At 63.9% G+C, this 20,041-nt stretch carries 16 protein-coding genes; 4 read left to right on the forward strand and 12 right to left on the reverse strand.

The window, feature by feature from the left end; translation table 11 throughout:
* Window positions 1–10 precede the first annotated feature (10 nt).
* Genes R3D65_RS11705 through R3D65_RS11725 form a run of 5 tightly spaced genes read right to left on the reverse strand, consistent with a single transcriptional unit; the run spans window position 11 to window position 4,499 of the window.
* Window positions 11–1,030, reverse strand: a complete 1,020-nt coding sequence (locus R3D65_RS11705; RefSeq protein WP_371275396.1) for a glycosyltransferase — start codon at window positions 1,028–1,030, stop codon at window positions 11–13.
* A gap of 9 nt (window positions 1,031–1,039) precedes the next feature.
* Window positions 1,040–1,726, reverse strand: a complete 687-nt coding sequence (locus R3D65_RS11710) for a hypothetical protein (protein WP_371275397.1) — start codon at window positions 1,724–1,726, stop codon at window positions 1,040–1,042.
* Window positions 1,727–1,733: 7 nt separating this feature from the next.
* Window positions 1,734–3,845 (reverse strand): SLBB domain-containing protein, encoded by a 2,112-nt coding sequence (locus tag R3D65_RS11715; protein WP_371275398.1) that lies wholly within the window; start codon window positions 3,843–3,845, stop codon window positions 1,734–1,736.
* Window positions 3,846–3,858: 13 nt separating this feature from the next.
* Window positions 3,859–4,206: a hypothetical protein gene (locus R3D65_RS11720; protein ID WP_371275399.1), complete on the reverse strand. Its 348-nt coding sequence runs from the start codon at window positions 4,204–4,206 to the stop codon at window positions 3,859–3,861.
* 5 nt (window positions 4,207–4,211) lie between these two features.
* Window positions 4,212–4,499 carry an STAS domain-containing protein gene (locus R3D65_RS11725; RefSeq protein WP_371275400.1) on the reverse strand — a complete coding sequence of 96 codons (288 nt, stop codon included), beginning with the start codon at window positions 4,497–4,499 and terminating at the stop codon, window positions 4,212–4,214.
* Window positions 4,500–4,732: 233 nt separating this feature from the next.
* Here R3D65_RS11725 and R3D65_RS11730 point away from each other — a divergent pair, with 233 nt between their 5' ends.
* A complete protein-coding gene (locus tag R3D65_RS11730; protein ID WP_371275401.1) occupies window positions 4,733–5,794 on the forward strand; it encodes a glycosyltransferase in 1,062 nt (353 codons plus the stop codon).
* Window positions 5,787–7,571 carry a sugar transferase gene (locus R3D65_RS11735; RefSeq protein ID WP_371275402.1) on the forward strand — a complete coding sequence of 595 codons (1,785 nt, stop codon included), beginning with the start codon at window positions 5,787–5,789 and terminating at the stop codon, window positions 7,569–7,571. The genes R3D65_RS11730 and R3D65_RS11735 overlap by 8 nt, the downstream gene beginning before the upstream one ends.
* A gap of 91 nt (window positions 7,572–7,662) precedes the next feature.
* On the opposite strand, the gene ppsA is transcribed toward R3D65_RS11735, so the two are convergent.
* Entirely contained in the window at window positions 7,663–10,050 is a 2,388-nt protein-coding gene (ppsA, locus tag R3D65_RS11740; RefSeq protein WP_371275403.1) for a phosphoenolpyruvate synthase, read from the reverse strand.
* Window positions 10,051–10,425: 375 nt separating this feature from the next.
* On the reverse strand, window positions 10,426–11,307 hold the full coding sequence (locus tag R3D65_RS11745) for an AraC family transcriptional regulator N-terminal domain-containing protein (RefSeq protein ID WP_371275404.1): 882 nt from the start codon (window positions 11,305–11,307) through the stop codon (window positions 10,426–10,428).
* 164 nt (window positions 11,308–11,471) lie between these two features.
* Here R3D65_RS11745 and R3D65_RS11750 point away from each other — a divergent pair, with 164 nt between their 5' ends.
* The gene (locus R3D65_RS11750) at window positions 11,472–12,386 is read left to right on the forward strand and encodes an aldo/keto reductase (protein WP_371275405.1); all 915 of its coding nucleotides are present in this window, start codon (window positions 11,472–11,474) and stop codon (window positions 12,384–12,386) included.
* A 49-nt stretch (window positions 12,387–12,435) separates the two neighbouring features.
* On the forward strand, window positions 12,436–14,334 hold the full coding sequence (locus tag R3D65_RS11755) for a monovalent cation:proton antiporter-2 (CPA2) family protein (protein ID WP_371275406.1): 1,899 nt from the start codon (window positions 12,436–12,438) through the stop codon (window positions 14,332–14,334).
* A gap of 48 nt (window positions 14,335–14,382) precedes the next feature.
* On the opposite strand, the gene R3D65_RS11760 is transcribed toward R3D65_RS11755, so the two are convergent.
* From R3D65_RS11760 to R3D65_RS11780, 5 genes are all read right to left on the reverse strand, one after another.
* Window positions 14,383–15,966, reverse strand: a complete 1,584-nt coding sequence (locus tag R3D65_RS11760) for an acyl-CoA synthetase (protein ID WP_371275407.1) — start codon at window positions 15,964–15,966, stop codon at window positions 14,383–14,385.
* Window positions 15,967–15,973: 7 nt separating this feature from the next.
* A complete protein-coding gene (locus R3D65_RS11765; protein ID WP_371275408.1) occupies window positions 15,974–16,990 on the reverse strand; it encodes an NAD(P)-dependent alcohol dehydrogenase in 1,017 nt (338 codons plus the stop codon).
* Window positions 16,991–16,993: 3 nt separating this feature from the next.
* Window positions 16,994–18,133, reverse strand: coding sequence for an acyl-CoA dehydrogenase family protein (locus tag R3D65_RS11770; protein WP_371275409.1), 1,140 nt, complete (start codon window positions 18,131–18,133; stop codon window positions 16,994–16,996).
* Window positions 18,133–18,870, reverse strand: a complete 738-nt coding sequence (locus tag R3D65_RS11775) for a branched-chain amino acid ABC transporter permease (protein WP_371275410.1) — start codon at window positions 18,868–18,870, stop codon at window positions 18,133–18,135. Before R3D65_RS11775 ends, R3D65_RS11770 begins: the two co-directional genes overlap by 1 nt.
* Before the next feature lie 219 nt (window positions 18,871–19,089).
* A complete protein-coding gene (locus R3D65_RS11780) occupies window positions 19,090–19,947 on the reverse strand; it encodes a branched-chain amino acid ABC transporter permease (RefSeq protein WP_371275411.1) in 858 nt (285 codons plus the stop codon).
* Window positions 19,948–20,041 lie beyond the last annotated feature (94 nt).

Genomic DNA, 20,041 nt, shown 5'->3' on the forward strand with positions numbered 1-20,041 from the left:
GCGCATTCGCTCAGACAGCCGGATGCGGCCTGTAGCCGGCGCGGCGATAGGCGGCGAAAATCGCCGGCATGGCCGTTTGCGGGGAATAAGCCGCGCGAATCGTGGCGATCGCGGCCTCTCCCATGGCCGAACGCGCGGCCGGGCCGGATGCCATCAGGCGGTCGATGCATGCGGCGGCTTCCTCCATGTCGCCCGGCGGATAGAGATAACCGTTCACACCATGGCGCACGAGATCGGGCAATGCACCCACGGCCGGCGCTATGACCGGCACGCCCAGTCCCATGGCCTCAAGCGCAGCCATTGGCAGGCCTTCCTTGCGGCTCGTCATGACGAGGGCTGTTGTGCGTTCGAGCCAGGGTGTGATGTTGATCGCGAAACCCTCCAGGACGGCCGGGCTGTTCAGCGACAGGACGAGTTCCTCGCGCATCGGTCCGTCACCCAGCAGCCGCCATTCGCCGGACCGGGCGCGCATGTTCGCCAGCTTGAGGAACAGGTCCGGACCCTTTTCCCGCGAAAGACGTCCTGCAAACAGGAAAACCGGCGTCGCGGGTTCCGTTCGCGGCCGCGCTGCGGGGTTCACGAAATTGCGGATCACGGTGGCCGACCAGGGTAGGGCGCAGGCGATGTCGCGAGAGACGGCGAGCCGGCCGCCCAGGAACGCGGTCTTCTCGTCGATCCACTGGTAAACGCCCACCGCACCGCGCGCGCGTTCGCCGGCATGAAAGGTGGAGACGACGGGAACGTGGACCAGCCGGGCCGCGATCCGCCCGAGAATGCCGGCCTTGTAGCCATGGGTATGCACCATGTCCGGGCGCATGATCCGCAACAGGCGGCACAGGCCGACGAAATCCGCGGCAACGGCAATCGGCAGTCCCGCCGCACGAAACCGCGCATGGGCGGGGCTTTCGGAGTAGACGGCATGGAGCAGGATACGGGCGTCGAGCCCTTCGGCGCGCTGCGCGGCGACAATGGTTTCGACATGGGTTTCAATGCCGCCGACATAGCGGGCATCAAGATAGTGCAGGATCATCGTCGGACCTCACTGGTGCATGTTGAGCGCGGGCCAGCCTTCCACCTTGCGGGTGATGTAGCGCACAAGGGCGGGTGCCACGCGCCGCAGGCGGTTGGCTTCACGGATCATTTCCTGGGCCAGCGTCGGGTTCAGCCTGTCGTTCAGGACCAGGGCTGAAACCACCGCGCCGGATTCGGTGAGCCACTTGAGCACTTCCTCCATGCCGCCGCGCGCCATGGCGCCGGGCATGGTGACCAGCAGGAGGGCTTCGGCGGCCGATGCGGTCATCGGGGTATAGAGGGCCGGCTGGTGCGCCTCGAAGGGTGGACAGTCGAAGACGATGGAATCGAAGAAAGCCAGCCATTGCGCCGAGGCGGCGGGCAGGCCCTGGCCGTCGTTGAGAAGCGCATGCAGGCTGGTTCCGGCCGGCACGTCGATGGTCCACAGCATGTTGGCGGCCGGCTGGCTGGCCGCGCGGACATCTTCCAGGCCGATGCCGATATCGGCTTGGCGGGCCATGTCCGCGCCGGTGAGATGGGCGCGGACCAGGAGCACACGCTTTCCGAACCCGGCGCCGGCGGCAGCGATGTCGAAGGCCAGGTCCGTGGAGCCGGCATCGGGCTGGGAACCGGTGACGGCGAGGGTGTGTGCGCCCCGCCCCAGTGTGGCGGAATAGGCCCTTTGAGCGGCCAGATGTCGTGATTTGGAAATCATGGCAACCTCACAGGGCAGCGACAGCGGCCACGAGCGCGACGATTTGCGCGGCATCCTTGACCGTGCTCATCACCCGGGCCCAGTGGCTCTGTGTCTTGTCTGGCACATAGACCGTGTCACCAGGGCGAACCACGGGCAAGCGCGTGGTGTCTGCGGTCCGGCTGAAAGCTTCAAGATCGAAATGAAAGGCCTTGTTTTCCTTGCCCATGTTGACCACCACGATCCTGTCCTGCAGGGCGCTGTCGGTGGGGCCGCCGGCCTGGGCCAGCAAGTCGAGTATGTTCATCCGGGCGGTGAACGTGTAGCGGCCGGGCTTGGCCACCGCGCCCAGAACGCGCACCGTTTCCGCCGTCTCGATCTCGGTCCATGTCCGGTCATGGCCGGGCACATAGATCATGTCGCCCGGTTGCAGGTGCGGCAGAACCCGCTCGTCACCGGTTTCCATGTAGCGCAGCAGGTCGACGCGGATCGGATCGGCATCGCCCTGGCCGCGCAGCGAGACGCGGATGCGCCGCAGGTCTGCGTTTTCGGTCGGCCCGTCGGCTGCGGACAGGATGTCCAGAAAGCCGAAGGAAGGATCGAACGCATAGCGTCCCGGCGATCCGACCGCTCCCATGACATAGATGGAGCGGTCGGCATCCTGTCGCACCCAAAGCGACTTGTTGTCATTGGGATCGACGGGGAGTTCCGGCACGACGACCACATAGCCGGCACGGATCAGCGGGACGGCTGCCTCGCTGCCGCCATTGTCCAGATAGGCCTTCATGTTGAAAATCTCCGTTTCCGCCTTGCCATTGGCGCGCTTGACGATCTGGATGGCGGCGAGGTCGCCTTTCGCCGTGGGGCCGCCGGCATGGCCGATGAGGTCGAACAGGCTCATCTCGTCCGCCCATTCATAACGGCCCGGCTTGGTGACAGCGCCCATGACCTGAACCGAACGGGTCGGCGGCAGCCGGGTCCAGGAAGGCTCCTGCGTTTCGGTCTTCTCCGGCACGAGAATGGCGTCTCCGGGCTGGACGAGGGGGATTTCGGCTATCTTGCCTTCGGTGAAGGCGACCAGGTCGAACATCTCGACATTGCCGCCAGCGCGGATGACGCGGATCTGACGGGTCTCGGCGAAACGGGTGGGGCCGCCGGCGTTGGCGAGGATATCGATGAAGGTCGTTCCCTTCTGGGCCTCGAACGCGCCGGGCTTGGCCACTTCGCCCATGATGTAGACGGTGTGCTTGCCGCGTTTGATCTGGTCGGCCAGGATCGGCACGAACACCGTGGCGCCGGGTTCGAGGGCCGGCATCAGCGAGGCATCGCCGCTGTCGAGATAGGCTTGCAGGTTGAACAGCACGGGACCCTTGTCGGTGATGACGCGAATCTGCTCCACGGCTGCATAGCGGGTCACGCCACCGGCGCGCATGATCAGATCGACCAGCGACATGTTGTCCTTGAAGGCAAACTGGGCCGGCTTCTGGACCTCACCGAAGATGCGCACCGAACCGCCGGCGTCGGCGCCGTCGCCTGCGCGCGAAAGCGTTTCGGCGTCGAAATCGATCTGCACATTGCCGGTGAGGGGGGAAATCGGAACGAAAACGATATCGAGGGGCTGAAGCGCCGGCAGGATGTCCAGATCGCCCGTATCCAGGTATTGCTTGTAATTGAAGACGATTTCCCTGTCGCCGCGAATGAGTTTCAGCTTGTCGAGCTGCGCCCCGGCCTTGATGCCGCCGGCCTCCGCAATCGCCACTTCGACCGTGGCATCGCCCGGCAATTCCTGCGTGCCGGGCTTTTCCACCTGACCGGCCACGGCAACGAAGAGCTTGCGCTCCTTCAGCCGCATCGTCAGCCGCGCAATATCGCGAAAGGCGAGGGACAGCTTCCGGCGCACCAGCGTGGCCGCCTCTTCCAGCGGCAACCCGGCGACAGCGACCGGACCTATTTCCGGTAGCGTGATGGCGCCCTTGCGGTCGACGGCAAAGTCGCCGGTCAGCGTTGCCTCGCCGGGCAGCAGCAAGGCCAGCGTGTCACCAATGCGGATCGGGTCGTTGTCATCTGCCCGCGCGGCAGGCGAAACCACAGCCAGAACGGCAAGCGTGAGCAACAGGCGGATGATCGGCGGGATTGTCATCGTGGGGCTCCGGTCAGGTACATGGCGCCTTCAGGCAGGTCTTGCGCCCTGCGGCGGTGGCGATATCGCTGCCGCCAAGTTTCACGGAAACATCGAGCAGGCCCGCTTCGGCATCGGCTGCAAGCCCGGCGCGGTATTCACGGCCGGCAAGGTCGAGGCGCTGGCGGGCGGAAAACGCCTCTGCCGGGTGCAAGGCGCCCGTCACCGCCGCACGGTCGAGTGCGGTGGCGACGCCTGCCATTTCCGGTGTCGGCGCCGGCCCGCCGGCAAGACCGCCACGCGCCGCCGGCGGCCACGGATGGACACAGGCGGTCAGTCCGGATGACAGGATAGCCAGCGTGAGAGGGAGAACAGCGCGCATGGCCTTTACGCTGCGCTCCGGTCGTCAGCCGAAAGCAGGCCGGCAATGCCCAGATGGCGCAGCAGCTTGAGCGGCTGGCCATGAAGATTCGAAAGCCGGACGCGGTAGCCGCGTGAACGCATGCGCTTGTGCAGAAAGACAATGGCGCCGACGCCGGACGAATCGATGAACCGGCATTGGCTCATGTCGATCGTCACATCGCTGTCGCCGGCGGCAATGGCGTCAATCTCAGGCCGGAGGACCGTTATCCTGGCTGCATCCAGGTCTCCGCTCATTGTGATGGTCTTGGTCATGGCAGTGCTCCTTGTTTCCCCCGCCAGAGCCGAGCAAGAGGCGTGCCATCTCGACAACCCTTGCGGGAGTGGGCGCGGCCGCGCAAATGGGGCAGGTATTTTGCAATCTGCGACCGCGTATGGGTGAGGGATTTCGCGTTTTGCGTCAAAAAGGCCCGTTTCTGCCGCCCTGTGCACCGGCACGCCTCTTGCAAACAGGCCTTCATGGTTCACACGCAAGGGTATGCACATTGATGCAAGTTCACATCGTACAGAGGCTGGCGCCCGGCGGTATCGAGCAATTGGTGCTCGCGCTGGCCGAGACACCCGGAATCCATATCTTCAGCCTGGAAGGAACGGTCGCTTCGCTTTGCAGTGCATGGCCGAAGGTGACCAAGTCCGCCGATCGCCTGACGGCCTTTGACAAGGCGCCTGGCCTGCGCCCGCTGCTGGTGCAGCGCATGGCGCGCCGTCTTCGGGCGCTGGGCGCCACCAGCGTCGTGACGCACCATGCCGGGCCGCTGCTCTATGGCGGTGCCGCGGCGCGGCTGGCCGGAATCCGGTCCTATTCGCATGTCGAGCATGACGCCTGGCATCTGGGTGACCGGCGGCGCAGACGGATGACAGCCCTGGCATTGCGGGCATGGCGCCCGGACCGCGTGGCGGTTTCGGGCGTCGTCGCGAAGGCGGCGGCAGAGCGCACGGGGCTTCCGTTCCGCGTGATCCCCAACGGGGTGGATTGCACTGTCTTCCGTCCGGATATCCGGGAAGCGGCGCGCCGGCGGCTCGGCCTTCCCGCCGGCAAGCGCATCATCGGCGCCGTCGGCCGGCTGGAGCATGTCAAGGGGTTCGACCGGCTAGTGGAGGCGGCACGATTCCTGCCGCCGGATGTGCTGGTTGCGATCTGGGGCGAAGGCAGTCAGCGCGATACCCTGAATGCGCGCATAGCGGCGCTCGGGCTGGAAGGGCGCGTGCTGCTGCCCGGACGCACGGACCAGGCCGCCGACATCTATCCTGCACTCGACCTCTACTGCCTGCCCTCACGTTTCGAAGGCATGCCGCTGTCGATCCTGGAGGCCCAGGCCTGTGGCGTGCCGGTGATCGCCAGCGACGTCGGCGGCGTTCGCGACGGGCTTTGCCCGGCTTCGGGCACTGCCATGCGGATCGAGGACGGCCATCCGGAAAGACTGGCGGATGCGCTTGCGAAAGCGCTCGATCAACCGCTGCGCGGCAATCCGCGTTTCTTCATCCAGACCAACCTGTCCCTGGGCAAGACCAGGGAAGCCTATCTCTCGCTGGAGACCCTTCATGCTTGAAACCCTGTTCTGGACAAGCGCCCTTGCAGCGCTCCACCATCACGTCACCTATCCGCTCAGCCTGCTGGCGCTGTCCCGCCGCGCGCCGGTGCAATGCAGTGAAGTCCGCGAACTGCCTCATGTCACGGTCATCGTCGCGGCCTACCAGGAGGCTCGGACCATCGCAGCGAAGCTGGAGAACCTCGCGGGGCTGGACTATCCGGCAGACCGTCTGCATGTGCGCATCCACTGCGACGGCTCCACGGACGGGACGCCTGCCATTGCTGGCGAGAGACTTGGCGTGTTGCTTGCCAAAGGCATCGATGCCCGGGTGCATGCCCATCCGGTCAACCGGGGCAAGATCGCTGTCATCAACGACGCCGTCGCAGCCGCCGATACGCCGGTCGTGGCGCTGACGGATGCATCCGCCAGCCTGCCCGCCGATACGCTCAGGCGCATGGCGGCGGCATTCTCGGACGAACGGGTCGGCGTGGCGGGCGGCCTTTACGATTGCGCGGAAAACGGCACGCCGGGCGAAAGACGCTACTGGGCCTTCCAGAACCGCCTTCGTCTCGGTGAGGCCGCGCTTGGCTCGCCACTCGGCTTTTCCGGGGCCTTTCATGTCTTCCGGCGCGAGGCCTTCAAGCCGCTGCCGGAGGGAACGATCAATGACGATTTCATCCTGCCCATGGAGATCGTTGCCCGGGGCTATCGCGGTGTGCTCGATGCCGGCATCGCCATTTCGGAGCGCGAGCGGACTCGTCCGGGGCAGGAATTCGCGCGGCGGGTGCGTATCGGCGCCGGCAACCTGCAACAGGCCATACGCCTGATGCGCCTGGCCGATCCGCGCCGCCCCGGCCTGGCCTATGCGTTCCTGTCCGGCAAGGGGCTGCGGGCGGTGATGCCTTTCCTTCTGCTGGCTGCCCTTGCCAGCGTGACGCTGCTGGCCTTGCGTTCGGCCGCATGGATCGCGCCCGCCGCCCTGGCCTGGCTCGGCCTCCTCTTTGCCCTGTCCGGGCTGGCTGTGGCCGACCACAGCCGCTCGCGGCTGCAGACGCTGGCGGCGACCCTGCTGGCCGGCTATGCGGCAAATGGTTTCGGCGCCCTGTTGTGGATGCTGGGCCAGTTCGACATTCGCGGGCAGTGGACGAAAAAAAAGTGGGGGGAGGAGCACACACTACCGGCATCGGTGCGCATGGCCAAACGCGCCTTCGACCTTGCCGGAGGCATGGTGCTGCTGCTGCTTCTGGTCATCGCCTATGTGCCGGTGGCGATTGCCATCCGGCTGGAAAGCCCGGGGCCGGTCTTCTATCGCCAGTTGCGCGTGGGGCGGGCCTTGCCGGACCGCACCGACCTTTTCGAACTCATCAAGTTCCGCACCATGCGCCAGGATGCCGAACGCCACGGCGCGGCCTGGGCCTCGAAGGGCGATCCGCGCGTCACACGAGTCGGCCGCTTCCTGCGCCGCACGCGGCTGGATGAGTTGCCGCAAGCGATCAACGTGTTGCGTGGCGACATGTCGCTGATCGGGCCGAGGCCGGAAAGGCCGGTGTTCTTCGGCCGGCTGGAGACCAGTATTCCGCTCTATGTGGAGCGGACCTACGGCATCCTTCCCGGCGTGACCGGGCTTGCGCAGGTGCGCCAGGGCTATGACGAAAGCATCGAGGACGTCCGATCCAAGGTGGGCTGGGACCATGCCTATGCGCTGCGCATCGATTCACTGTGGACATGGCTGAAAACGGACCTTTCCATTGCGCTGGAGACGATCGGCGTCATGGCTGGCCGAAAAGGCCAATAGGAAGCCCCCGGCGCCGGGCCGCTGCCCGGGATGAGGGGCACATCCCGTGGTGGCGGCCCGGTTGCGCAGCCGACGTTCGCCGGCGTCGGCGTCAGCCTGCCTCTTCGGCGGCCGCAACCTGTTCCTTGACGCGGATGAAGCTGTCGGGCGTCACGGAAATGGAATCGATGCCGCATTCCACCAGAAAACGGGCGAATTGCGGGTGGTCGCTTGGGGCCTGACCGCACAGTCCGACCTTGGCACCGGCGGCATGGGCCTCACGAATGACATTGGAAATCATCCATTTGACCGCCTCGTCCTGCTCGTCAAACAGGTCCGACAGCAATTCGGAATCGCGGTCAACGCCAAGGGTGAGCTGGGTGAGATCGTTCGAACCGATCGAAAAACCGTCGAAGCGGCGGGCAAAAGCCCCGGCGAGCACCACATTGGCCGGGATTTCGCACATCACGTAGATCTTCAGGCCGTTTTCCCCGCGCCTGAGCCCGTTTTCGGCCATCACGTCCAGCACCCGGTCGGCCTCGGCGGTCGAGCGGCAGAAGGGTATCATGACAATGACATTGTCAAAACCCATGTCCTCACGCAGCCGCCGGATTGCCTGGCATTCAAGCGCGAAGCCGTCGCGATACTGCGCGGAATAGTAGCGCGAAGCGCCACGGAAACCGATCATGGGGTTTTCCTCGACCGGCTCGAACTGGCGCCCGCCCAGCAGGCCCGCATATTCGTTGGTCTTGAAGTCGCTCATACGCACGATAACCGGGTCCGGGTAAACGGTTGCCGCGATGCGTGAAAGACCCCGGGCAAGCCGCTCGACGAAAAATTCCGCCTTGTCCTCATATCCTTCGGTCAGTGCGGCGATCTCGGCCTTGTCCGCCCCGCTTTCCAGCGCGTCGAACCGCAGCAGCGCCATGGGGTGCACGCGGATATGGTTCGAGATCACGAATTCCATGCGCGCAAGGCCGACGCCGCCGGCGGGCAACTGGTTCCAGCGGAAGGCGGCTGCCGGATTTGCCATGTTGAGCATGACCCGGGTGCGGGTTTTCGGGATGTCTTCCAGTTGCAGGGTCGCTTCCGAATAGTCCGCGGTTCCCTCGTAGACGAAGCCCTCGTCGCCCTCGGCGCAGGAAATCGTCACATCCTGTCCGGAATGGAGAATGGCGGTTGCATTGCCGGTGCCCACGATGGCGGGCAGGCCAAGCTCGCGGCTGACGATGGCGGCATGCGACGTGCGCCCGCCATGGTCGGTGATGATACCGGCGGCCCGTTTCATGACCGGCACCCAGTCGGGATCGGTGATGCCGGTGACGAGAATCGAGCCATCGACGAAATCGGCGATGTCGGCGGCGCTTTCGATCAGGCAGACCGGTCCGGCAACCACGGAGTCGCCGATGCTCAGGCCTTTCGTAAGGGTGGCGCCATGGCTGGCGATGGTATGCGCCTTGATCGTGCCATGTTCGCGCGCCGCCTGCACGGTCTCCGGTCTTGCCTGGACGATGAAAAGCTCCCCGGTCTCGCCGTCCAGCGCCCATTCCATGTCCATCGGGCAGCCGTAATGCGTCTCGATGGTGACGGCCCAGCGGGCCAGCGTGAGGATCTGCCTGTCGTCCAGCACGAATGCCGCACGCTCGACCTTGGAGGTCGGCACGTTGCGCGTTGGCTCGGTGCCCTTGCCGTAGATCATCTTGATCGACTTGGCGCCGCACTTCTTCTCAACGACCGGGACAAGCGACGGGCGGTCGAGCAATGGCTTGAAGACGACATATTCATCCGGGTCCACCGCGCCCTGGACGACGTTTTCGCCAAGGCCCCAGGCGGCGTTGATCACGACGACCTTGTCGAAACCCGTCTCGGTGTCGATGGAGAACATGACGCCGGACCCGCCGCGGTCGGATCGGACCATGAGCTGGACGCCGATCGACAGTGCCACTGCGAGCTGGTCGAACCCCTTGGCCTGGCGGTAGCTGATGGCACGATCCGTGAACAGCGATGCATAGCAACGCTTGCAGGCGTCCAGGAGTGCTTCCTGGCCTGAAATGTTGAGATAGGTCTCCTGCTGGCCGGCAAAGCTGGCATCCGGCAGGTCCTCTGCCGTCGCGCTGGAGCGGACTGCCACCGATACCTGTGTTCCGCCACGTGCGGCACACAGGCCGTCATAGGCTTGCAGGATGGCGGCGGCCAGATCGTCGGGCCATGCGCCCGACAGGATGGCGGCGCGAATCCGCGCGCCGGTCTCGGCAAGGGCGACGGCGCCGCTTTCGTAGTCACGGCAGGCTTCCGCGACCGTTTCGTTCAGGCCATTGGCCGACAGGAAATGGCGGAAGGCATCGGCCGTGGTCGCGAAACCGGCGGGAACGGCAATGCCGCGGGCGGCCAGCACGCCGATCATTTCCCCCAGTGAGGCATTCTTGCCGCCGACGCGCGGAACATCGGCGCGGCGGACTTCGGCAAGCGGAAGCACGTGAACCGGGTTTGTTGTGGTCATGGCAAAGCCTCTCCTTGGCCGTGGCTGGGCAAGCGGATTTCAACGGGAACCGGGCGCGCGCGCCATGATACGTGTCAATGAGCCACCACCAAAATGACCCGGTGCCGCATCGGCAGGATTTGCAGATGGAGCGGTGTCGTGGCATGGCGGCCAAAATAAACGACCTGCGCACCCATTGGCCAACCGCTTCGCCATCGCACCCATGTTTGATTGGTCATACTATTGATTTAATATTATTAAATTAAACAGCGCTTGTGCAATCCGTGCACACAGAAGCTGGAGACAGGCGCTTGAGCTTGGCGGTTCTTGGCACGTTGTGACGAGCCATTTTGGCATAGGGTTCGAAAGGCGTTTGCGAGGCATGCGGGCTCGCTTTCATGCGTGCCCGGAAATCGAAAGACTTTCCTTGCTGGGCGCCATGCCGAATTTGCGCTGGTAGTCCCGGCTGAAATGGGTCGGGCTTTCGTAGCCTACCTCGAAACTGGCCGATGCCACGCTATGGCCACCGATGCGCAGCAAATCGCGTGCGGCAATCATCCGCAAATCCTTCTGGTACTGCAGCGGGGTGGTGCCGGTCACCTGCTTGAAATGTCCGTGGAACGACGACTGGCTCATGCCCGCGGACTGCGCCAGGTCCGGGACCGACAGGTTCTGCCGGAAATTCCGCCTGATCTGCATGATCGCGCGGGCCACACGGCTGGCATGGCTGTCAATGGACAGGAGCGCCCGCAACATGCCGCCAATCGGCGACATCAGCAGGCGGAAGTGGATTTCCCGAAGGATCGCAGGGCCCAGTACCTCGGCTTCCACGCGATTGCTTGCCAGGGCAAGATAGCGGGCGACGGCCTCGATGAGCCTGGGCTCCGCCGGCCCGGCCGCCAGCGAACGCGTGGGTGTTTCGCCGTCGCAGGTCGCGCTGATCTGTTCATGAAGACTGCGCACAAGGCCCAGTTCCAGCGAGAGGATGAGCGCCAGATAGGGGGTGTCCGCGCTGGCCGAAAGGATCCGCGACCTGACGGGAAGGTCGTGACTTACAATGAGTGCATCGCCTGCTCGCAACGTCACGGACTGGTCTCCGATGGCCGTTTCCTTCGCGCCCTGCAGGACAAGGCAGACCACAGGCCTGTAGATCACGGATTCAAATTCGCTGACCTCGAATTTCCGCAGCACCGTCAGGTTTGGCAGCGCGCAATCGTCACTTTCCCCGGCGCAAGCGGCATAGGCAAGTGCAGGTCCTGTCAGTTCCGTGAATTCCATGGCTTCGCCCTTCCTTGGACGTTTTGTAACATCCGGGCAGGCGAATTCCATCGGTTCCTTTTGTCTTTCGGAGGAATTGGCAGATTTTTCGAAGGAACCGGCAGGTCCGGCCGCCATCAATCCGCTAGCGTGGCATGACTGTTCCCCAGCAACCGGAGACGATCATGGCACTCATGACCAGCACCTTTCCCCTCAACGCGACCGTCACAATTCCAGCCGTCGGATTTGGCACCTATCTCGTCTCCAACGAAGATGCCCCCAGAGCGGTCCAGACTGCCATCGATTGCGGCTACCGGCACATCGATACGGCATCCGGTTACCGCAACGAAGAAGCGGTCGGAGACGGCCTCCGGGCGGGCCTCGCGTCGAGCGGCCTGTCGCGAGAGGACATCTTCGTCACCACCAAGCTCTGGCCGGGCAATCGCGCCTGGGGCGACGCGCCGAAAACCTTCAACCAGACAATTGCCGAATGCGAGGCGAGCCTTGCGAAGCTGGGACTGGACTATCTGGACCTCTACCTCATCCATGCCCCCTATGGCGGCCCGGAAAGGCTCAACCAGTGGCGCGCGCTGATCGCGCTTCAAAAGGCAGGCAAGGCACGCGCCATCGGCGTCAGCAATTTCAACCGGTCCCATCTGGAAGAAATCCGCGCAGCCGGTTTGCAAACTCCCGACGCAAACCAGATCGAACTCCACCCCTGGTCCCAGAAGCCGGACTTGATTGCCTGCATGACTGAAAACGCAATCGCGCCGATCGCCTATTCAAGCCTTGTGCCGCTTTCGACATGGCGGACGCAGGAGGGGCAAGCCAGCGCCAAGACTGACGCCATGAAAGCCGACAGCGGCGTTTTCACCGGCTTGGCGAAGAAGTACGGGGTGAGCGAAGCGCAGTTTCTTCTGCGCTGGGGCGTGCAGAACGGCTATGCTGTCCTGCCAAAGAGCCTCAGCCGCGCCCGCATGCTTCAGAACATCGATCTCGACGGGTTCGAAATTGATGACGCCGACATGGCGGCGATACGGAAGATGGACCGTGGCGAAGGCGTCGCCTGGGCAACCGGCGATCCGAGCACGGCGGCCTGAACCACAGGAACGCACCCGGTGCCGGGATGACAAGGCCGAAAGGACGCCAATGACCGCGGAATTCATGTTCATCACATTCACCCTGTTCCTGGCCGGAATGATCGCCGTTCCGCTGGCCTCGCGCTTCGGGCTCGGGTCGGTGCTGGGCTACCTGATTGCAGGCATTGCCATCGGCCCGGTGCTGCACCGGGCCGGTGTCGATGTGGTTGCCCTCCAGCACTTCACCGAATTCGGCGTGGTGATGATGCTGTTCCTGATCGGGCTGGAAATGCAGCCGCGTGTGCTTTGGGCCATGCGTTCGCAAATCTTCCTGATGGGCGGGCTGCAGGTCGCGATAACTGCTGTTGCCGTCATGGCAGCGGCGATGCTGCTCGGACAGTCCTGGACCATCGCGCTGGCGATCGGCTTGATCTTCGCCCTGTCATCGACGGCCATCGTCACCCAGACGCTCAATGAAAAGGGCCTGATGCGCAGCGATGGCGGACAGGCCAGTTTCGCGGTTCTGCTGTTCCAGGACATTGCGGTCATTCCCATGCTGGCGCTGATCCCGCTTCTGGCCTTGCCGGACCTGATGGCCGCCTCCGGTCACACGGATCAGCATGGCGATGGGCATGGCGCAGCCGGGCTCAACCTCAATCTGGTGGAAGGCCTGCCCGGCTGGCAAACGGCGCTCATCACCCTGGCCGCGATCGGCCTCGTCGTCTTCGTAGGGCGCTACCTGACAGGACCGGTCTTCCGATACATCGCCCGGGCGCGGCTGCGCGAACTGTTTGTCAGCACAGCCCTGATGATGGTTGTCGGCATTGCACTGCTGATGACCATGGTCGGCCTGTCGCCGGCGCTCGGCACCTTCCTTGCCGGCGTCGTCATGGCCAACAGCGAATACCGCCACGAGCTGGAGAGCGACATAGCACCCTTCAAGGGCATCTTCCTTGGCGTGTTCTTCATCACGGTCGGCGCAAGCATCGATTTCGCCCTACTTGGCGAGAACCTGCTGCTGGTCATCGGATTGACCCTCGGCCTGATCCTGCTCAAATGCATCGTGATTCTGGGCCTTGGCCGCATGTTCAAACTGGCCGGTGGCGACAAGTGGTTGTTTGCGCTCGGCCTTGCCCAGGCGGGCGAATTCGGTTTCGTCCTCGTCTCCTTCACGGTTGCCAATGCCGTCGTTCCCGCAGGCGTCGCCGACCTCATGCTTCTTGTCATCGCCTTGTCGATGCTGCTGACACCGGCGCTGTTCATTCTCCATGACCGGCTGATTGCGCCGCGTTATTCGCGCCAGCAAGCCCGGGAAACCGACGAGATTTCGCATGGATCAGGGATCATCATCGCCGGGCACGGGCGCTTTGGCGGCATCGTCAATCGCGCCTTGCGGGCCGCCGACTATGAAACGACCGTGGTCGACTACAACAACGAGCAGCTCAAGATGCTGCGCCGCTTCGGGCTGAGTGCCTATTATGGCGATGCCACACGCCCCGACCTGCTTCACGCTGCTGGCATAGAAAGTGCCAAGGTTCTGGTGATCGCCATCGACAACAAGGAGGCCGCGACCGAATTGGCGCGCTACATGAACGACCATCACCCGAACGTGCATCTGGTCGCGCGCGCCATCGATCGTTGGCATGTCTACGACCTCTGGTCTGCCGGATGCCGGGACATCATCCGGGAGACTTACGACAGCTCCATCCGGGCCGCGCGATCCACCTTCGAGGCGCTCGGGCACTCCCGGGAAAAGGCGGAGCAACTCGCCGGGGTATTCGAGGCTTTCGACCGCAGGACCATGCTCGAAACCGCGCAGGCCTTCATCGAGAGTGAAGATCCGCACGCCGATGACAGCGAATATTCGCGCCTGATCAGGGAGAACCTGCAGGCGTGGGAGGATGAGCTGAAAAGAAGCATGAAGGCCACATTGATGAGCACGTCAGATCAGGCGGAAGCCTCGGGCTAACCGGCCACGATGCCAACCATCGGCGCAGAGATGCGCAACGAGCCGGTGTCAGGGTTTCCTTGATCCCGTAGCGCCTTGCTCATCAGGGTTTGCAACCGGCCAGTATTCCGCCTTCAGCCGCCGCTTGTAGAGCTTGCCCGTGGCCGAGCGGGGGAGGGAATCGCGGAAATCAATGCTGCGCGGGCACTTGATGCCCGACAGCCGTTCCCGGCACGCGGCAATGAGTTCGGCTGCCAGCGCCGGTGTCCCGGTCCGGCCGGGGACGAGCTGCACCACGGCCTTCACTTCTTCGCCAAAATCCTCGTTGGGCACACCGAAAACCGCTGCATCGAGAACAGCAGGATGGCCCAGCAGGATGTCTTCCGACTCCTGGGGATAGATGTTCACGCCCCCGGAAATGATGACGAAGGACTTGCGGTCGGTCAGGTAGAGATATCCGTCCCTGTCGAGCCGACCGATATCGCCCAGCGTCGTCCAACCCTGTTCGTTGCGGCAGGCGGCCGTCTTTTCCGCGTCATTGTGATAGACAAACTGGTGACCGTTCTCGAAATAGATCTCGCCTTCCTCGCCGGTTGGCAACTCGCGTCCGGCTTCGTCGCAGATATGGATGATTCCGAGCTTGGCTTTGCCAACCGATCCCGGATGGCGAAGCCATTCCGTGGTGGTGATCGCTGTGAACCCGTTGTTCTCCGTGCCGGCATAGTATTCGTGAATGATGTCGCCCCACCAGTCGATCATCTGGCGCTTGATATCGACGGGGCAGGGGGCAGCGGCATGAACGGCCATCTCCATTGAAGACAGATCGAAACGGGCGCGCTCTTGCGGTGGCAGCTTGAGCAGGCGAACGAACATCGTCGGCACCCACTGGCTGTGCGTGATGCGATGGGTTTCGATCTGGCGCAGGGCGTCGAGCGCATCGAACCGGTCCATGACGTGAACGGTGCCACCCATCTTGATCGTGACCATGGAGTGACGCAGGGGCGCGGCGTGATAGAGCGGCGCCGGGCTGAGATAACGTGTGCCGGAACTGTAGTGGAAGAGGGATGACAGAAGGTCGATCAGCATGGATCGCCCGCCCGGCAGGTCATCCGGCAAGGGCCACTTGATTCCCTTCGGCTGTCCCGTGGTGCCGGAGGAATAGAGCATGTCCAGCCCCTGCGCCTCGTCGTCGATCGGCGTTGACGGCACTTCGGCAAGGGCGCGGTCCCATGAGGGATATCCGGGCAAGGGGTCGCCGACAACAAAGATCTTGCAGGAAGGGTCAAGACCGGGAGCCAGTTTCGCCAGCAAGTCACCCATCTTGCCGGAGATGATCAGGATCCGCGCGCCGCAGTCGCGCAGGATGTAGTCGACCTCGCTGGCGGTAAGCTGCGTACTGATCGTGGTGTAGTACACGCCGGACCGGTCGGCAGCAAAGCAGACTTCCAGGAATTCACGCCGGTTTTCCATCACGATGGCGATATGGTCACCACGCATGATCCCGGCGCGGCGCAGCACATGGGCGCCCTGATTGGCCCGTTTTTCCAGCGTCGCGAATGTCACGGTCTCGCCGGTCGCGCACATGACAAAGGCAATGGCCTCGGGATCACTCAGCGCATGACAGCGCGGCTGATAGGGGTGCGTCGTGGACATGGCGGGTTCAGTGCCGGATGATCGTCTTGCCGAAATTGTCGCCGTCGCGCTGATGGCGCATCGCCTCCTTCAGGTTGCCAAAGGCGAATTCCGTGCCGATGACCGGGCGCACCTGGTGTTGCGTCATGGCCGCGAGCATGGCGTCGAACCCGTCACGGTGGCCGACGGTCACGCCCTGAAGCCTGATCTGGCGCGCGACGATCGGACCGAGGGAGGCCTCGACGGTCAGGCCGGACAGAACGCCGATCATGGACAGGGTTCCACCCGGACGCACTGCGCGCAGGGATAGCGGCAAGGTTCCGGCGCCGCCGAGCTCGATGATGTTGTCATAGCCGCCCCTGTCAGCCGTGATCTCCCGGCTGGAACGGGCCCAGTCCTTGTGCATGACATAGTTGATGGTTTCATCGGCGCCCATGGCACGAACCCTTTCCAGCTTTTCGTCGCTGGACGAGATGACGGTGACATGCGCGCCGTGGAGCTTGGCAAACGCAAGGGCGAACAACGCGACGCTGCCGGTGCCCTGAACGAGCAGTTTGTCGCCGGCCCTGGTCTTGCCATGGGTCACGACCGCGCTCCATGCGGTCAGCGCCGCGCATGGCAGGCTGGCCGCCTCGGCGTCGCTCAAATATTCAGGGACTTTCACGACGCCATCCTGTGACAGGCACATGTATTCGGCCATGACCCCATCCAGCGGACCGCCCAGCGAGGAGGCGAACCGTTCCGGCGTCGGATCGCCGGAAATCCAGTTCTGGAAAAAGGTCGGGCATACCCGGTCGCCAACGGCCATACGGGTCACGCCTTCACCGGTCTCGACGACCTCGCCGACACCGTCGGAAACAGGGATCAGCGGCAATTCGCCCGTGGCGCGGCCATATCCGCGTTCGGGCACGATCAGGTCGCGGGCATTGAGGGAGGCCATGCGCATTTTCACAACCACCTGGCCAGGTCCAGCCTTTGGTTCGGGTCTTTCGGCAAGGCGCAGGTTGTCGAAGCCCCAGTCACCTTCGATCTGGAAAACACGCATGGATCAATCCTCAAGTGCTGGTGGAAAGGGAAATGAAAGCTTGGATACCCGTTCGAGCAGGGGCGCCTCGGCCCCGTCGGTCAATGCGGCGCTCTGCACGGCGGCCAGGTGCCTTGCCAGGCAATGCTCCAGGCGCAAGCCCTCGGCCCCCATGGCGTGAAGAAGCGCGGGCAGATGCCGCTGGCAGGTCTGAACGGCATGAATCTTGGCCTCGGCGGCGATCCGTTGGGCGGCCCGATCATCGGGAACGGCTGAAATCGCCCTGTCGGTCAATGCCCGGGAGGCCGCCAGATCGGTCCCTGCCTGTGCAAGGGAGAGCCGCCATGCCTGGTGTTCCATCAGCGGCTTGCCGAAACTGACACGGCGGTGTCCATGCGCAGCCACCGTAGCGATCGCCGCCTCCAGCATGCCGCAGCACATGGCCGCCACATAGGCGCGTGCGCCGTTGATCTCCGCAAGGATCGAACGGAAGGCCGTGCCCGGAGGAAGGATCAGGTTTTCGCGCGGAAGGTGGACGTCCTTCAGGGTAAATCCGCCGGTTCCGGTGCCGGTCTGCGCGAAGGCGGAGTCGATGGGGTAGCGCTCGACGCCCTGTGCCGTCAGGTCGACGAGGAAAGCGCCGATCGAGCCCGGATCGTCACCCGCGCCGCATTTGGCGAAGACAATGGCAAGACCGGCGCGCCGCCCGTTGACGATCCACGTCTTTTCGCCGTTCAGGACCCAGCCGCCGGGCGCCTCGACGGCGCGGGTGCGCATCGCTGCCGCATCCGTTCCCGCGCATGGCTCCGTCAGGGCGGTGCAGGCCGATGTTTCTCCCGACAGAAGAGTGACAAGGTGTGCGCCGGCCAGTTCCGGTGCGCTTCTGAAAAGGCGCAGAGCGACATTGTGGGTGTTGACGACCGCCATGGCGAAGCCGAAATCGGCTGCCGCGAGAATGCGGCAGGCCTCCGCCTTGTGCCGGAAGTCGAGGCCCAGGCCACCGGCATGCACCGGAAGCTCGATCCCGAACAGTCCCAGCCTGGCTGCGGCCTTGAAGATATCGGGGTCGGGGACGTGGCCCTGCGACCAGCGCGCTGCTGAGGGTGCGACCTGCTGGTTTGCAAAGGCCTGAACGCTGGCAAGGAATGTGTTTCCCTCCGTCATCAGGCTGTCCGCCTCGTGAGACGTGTCCAGAGATCGTCTGTGACACCCACGATGCCGCGCGGCATGAAGATCGTCGCAAGCACCAGGACAAGTCCGTAGAGGATCAGGCGGAAACTGTCGGCGAAGCGCAGGTATTCGGGCAGGAAGACCACCACGAATGCACCGACGACGGGACCGAGGATGGTGCCGGAACCGCCAATGATCACGGCGAGGATCGCGTCCAGGGACTGGGCCAGACCGAAAACATCCGGATTGATGAAGCTTTGGTAGTGGGCATAGAGCGCACCGGCGAGGCCGGCATACATGGCCGCGGCCACGAAGGCGAAGAGCTTGTATTTCCAGGCCGCGATGCCGATGGCGCCGACGAGCGTCTCGTTCTGGCGGATCGCCAGGAGTGCCTTCCCGATCCGTGAGCGGACAATCAGCGCGGCCAGTCCGGTCATGATGACGGCGATGATGAGGACGAAATAGTAGTAGACCTCGCGGTTGGCGAAATTCAGCCAGCCGTCCTTGCTTCCCGGCTTCGGAATGCCGCTAATGCCGGCCTCGCCTCCGGTCAGATCGGCATAGTTCATCAGCACGATGAAGATGACCAGGTTGAAGGCGAGCGTGACAATGGCGAAGTAGTGGCCCTTGACCCGCAGGCTCGGATAGCCGGCAAACAGGGCAAACAGCGCAGTGATGACGGGCGCCAGCAGGATGGTCAGCCAGACGGGCAAGCTGTAATGGAGGCCCAAGCAGTGTCGTGCTGTAGGCGCCGATGCCCATGAAACCGGCCTGCACGATGGAAACGTAACCGGTATAGCCCTGGATGAGGTTCTGCCCCTGTGCGGCAATCACCCACACAAGAGCCAGCACGCTCAGGTGAAGGTAGTATTTCACCGTGATCAGCTGTGGCAACAGCACGAAGCCGACCAATGCAGCGCCATAGACGAGGTATTTGGCACGGAAGGTCATCACGATTTTCCCATCAAGCCCTGCGGGCGCAGCAAGAGCACCGCAATCATCACGACAAAGGCGATCACGTCCTTGTAGGCCGACGAGATGAAGCCTGCGGCCAGCGCCTCGGTCACGCCGAGCACCAGGCCGCCGACGATCGCGCCGGGTATCGAGCCCAGGCCGCCCAGGATCAGGACCGCGAAACCCTTGACGACCAGCCATTCGCCTATCCCCGGGGCGATGGCGAACAGGGCGCCGACCATCACGCCTGCGCAAACGCCGAGCGCAGTGGAGATGGAAAAGACGATCATCGGAATGGTCTTGACATTGACCCCCATGAGGATGGCCGCGTCGCGGTTCTCTGCCACGGCACGAATGGCCTGGCCCGTCTTGGTCTTTTCGACAAACAGCGTCATGGCCGCGATCAGCAGGGCCGCCGCCAGAATGACGTAGAGCCGGAGTTCGGGAATGGTGACACCGCCAATGTCAAAGACGCGCGACAAATTCGTCGGGATCACGATCTGTTCGTGCCCAAAGAATTCGAGATTGAGCCCCTCGACCATCATCGTCAGGCCGAGCGCCACGATGAAGACGTTGATATGGCTGGCGTTTCGGACCGGGCGATAGGCAAGCCATTCGATCAGCACCCCGAGGACAAGCCCGGCGGCAAGGGCCGTGACAATGGCCACCAGCAGGGGGAAGCCAAGCGAGGCCACGAGGAAAAACGTCAGGTAGCCACCGAACATCGACACCGAGCCATGGGCGAAATGGGCAATGCCAAGGATGCCGAAGACGGTGGTCAGGCCAAGGGCGATCAGGACGTAGACGCCCCCGATCGCCAGGCCGTTGACGATCTGTTGCAGGATCTCGATCATGTGGCGAACTCTCGATGGCGGCGCGGCAGGACGAGCGCCGCGGCCGCGGTGGAATTGGCGGCGCAGTTCCCGGAGGTTCCGCGCCGCCGGGAGG

Origin of the sequence: Zhengella sp., assembly GCF_041397485.1 — a bacterium.
In the GTDB taxonomy this organism is placed as follows: Bacteria; Pseudomonadota; Alphaproteobacteria; order Rhizobiales; family Rhizobiaceae; genus Zhengella.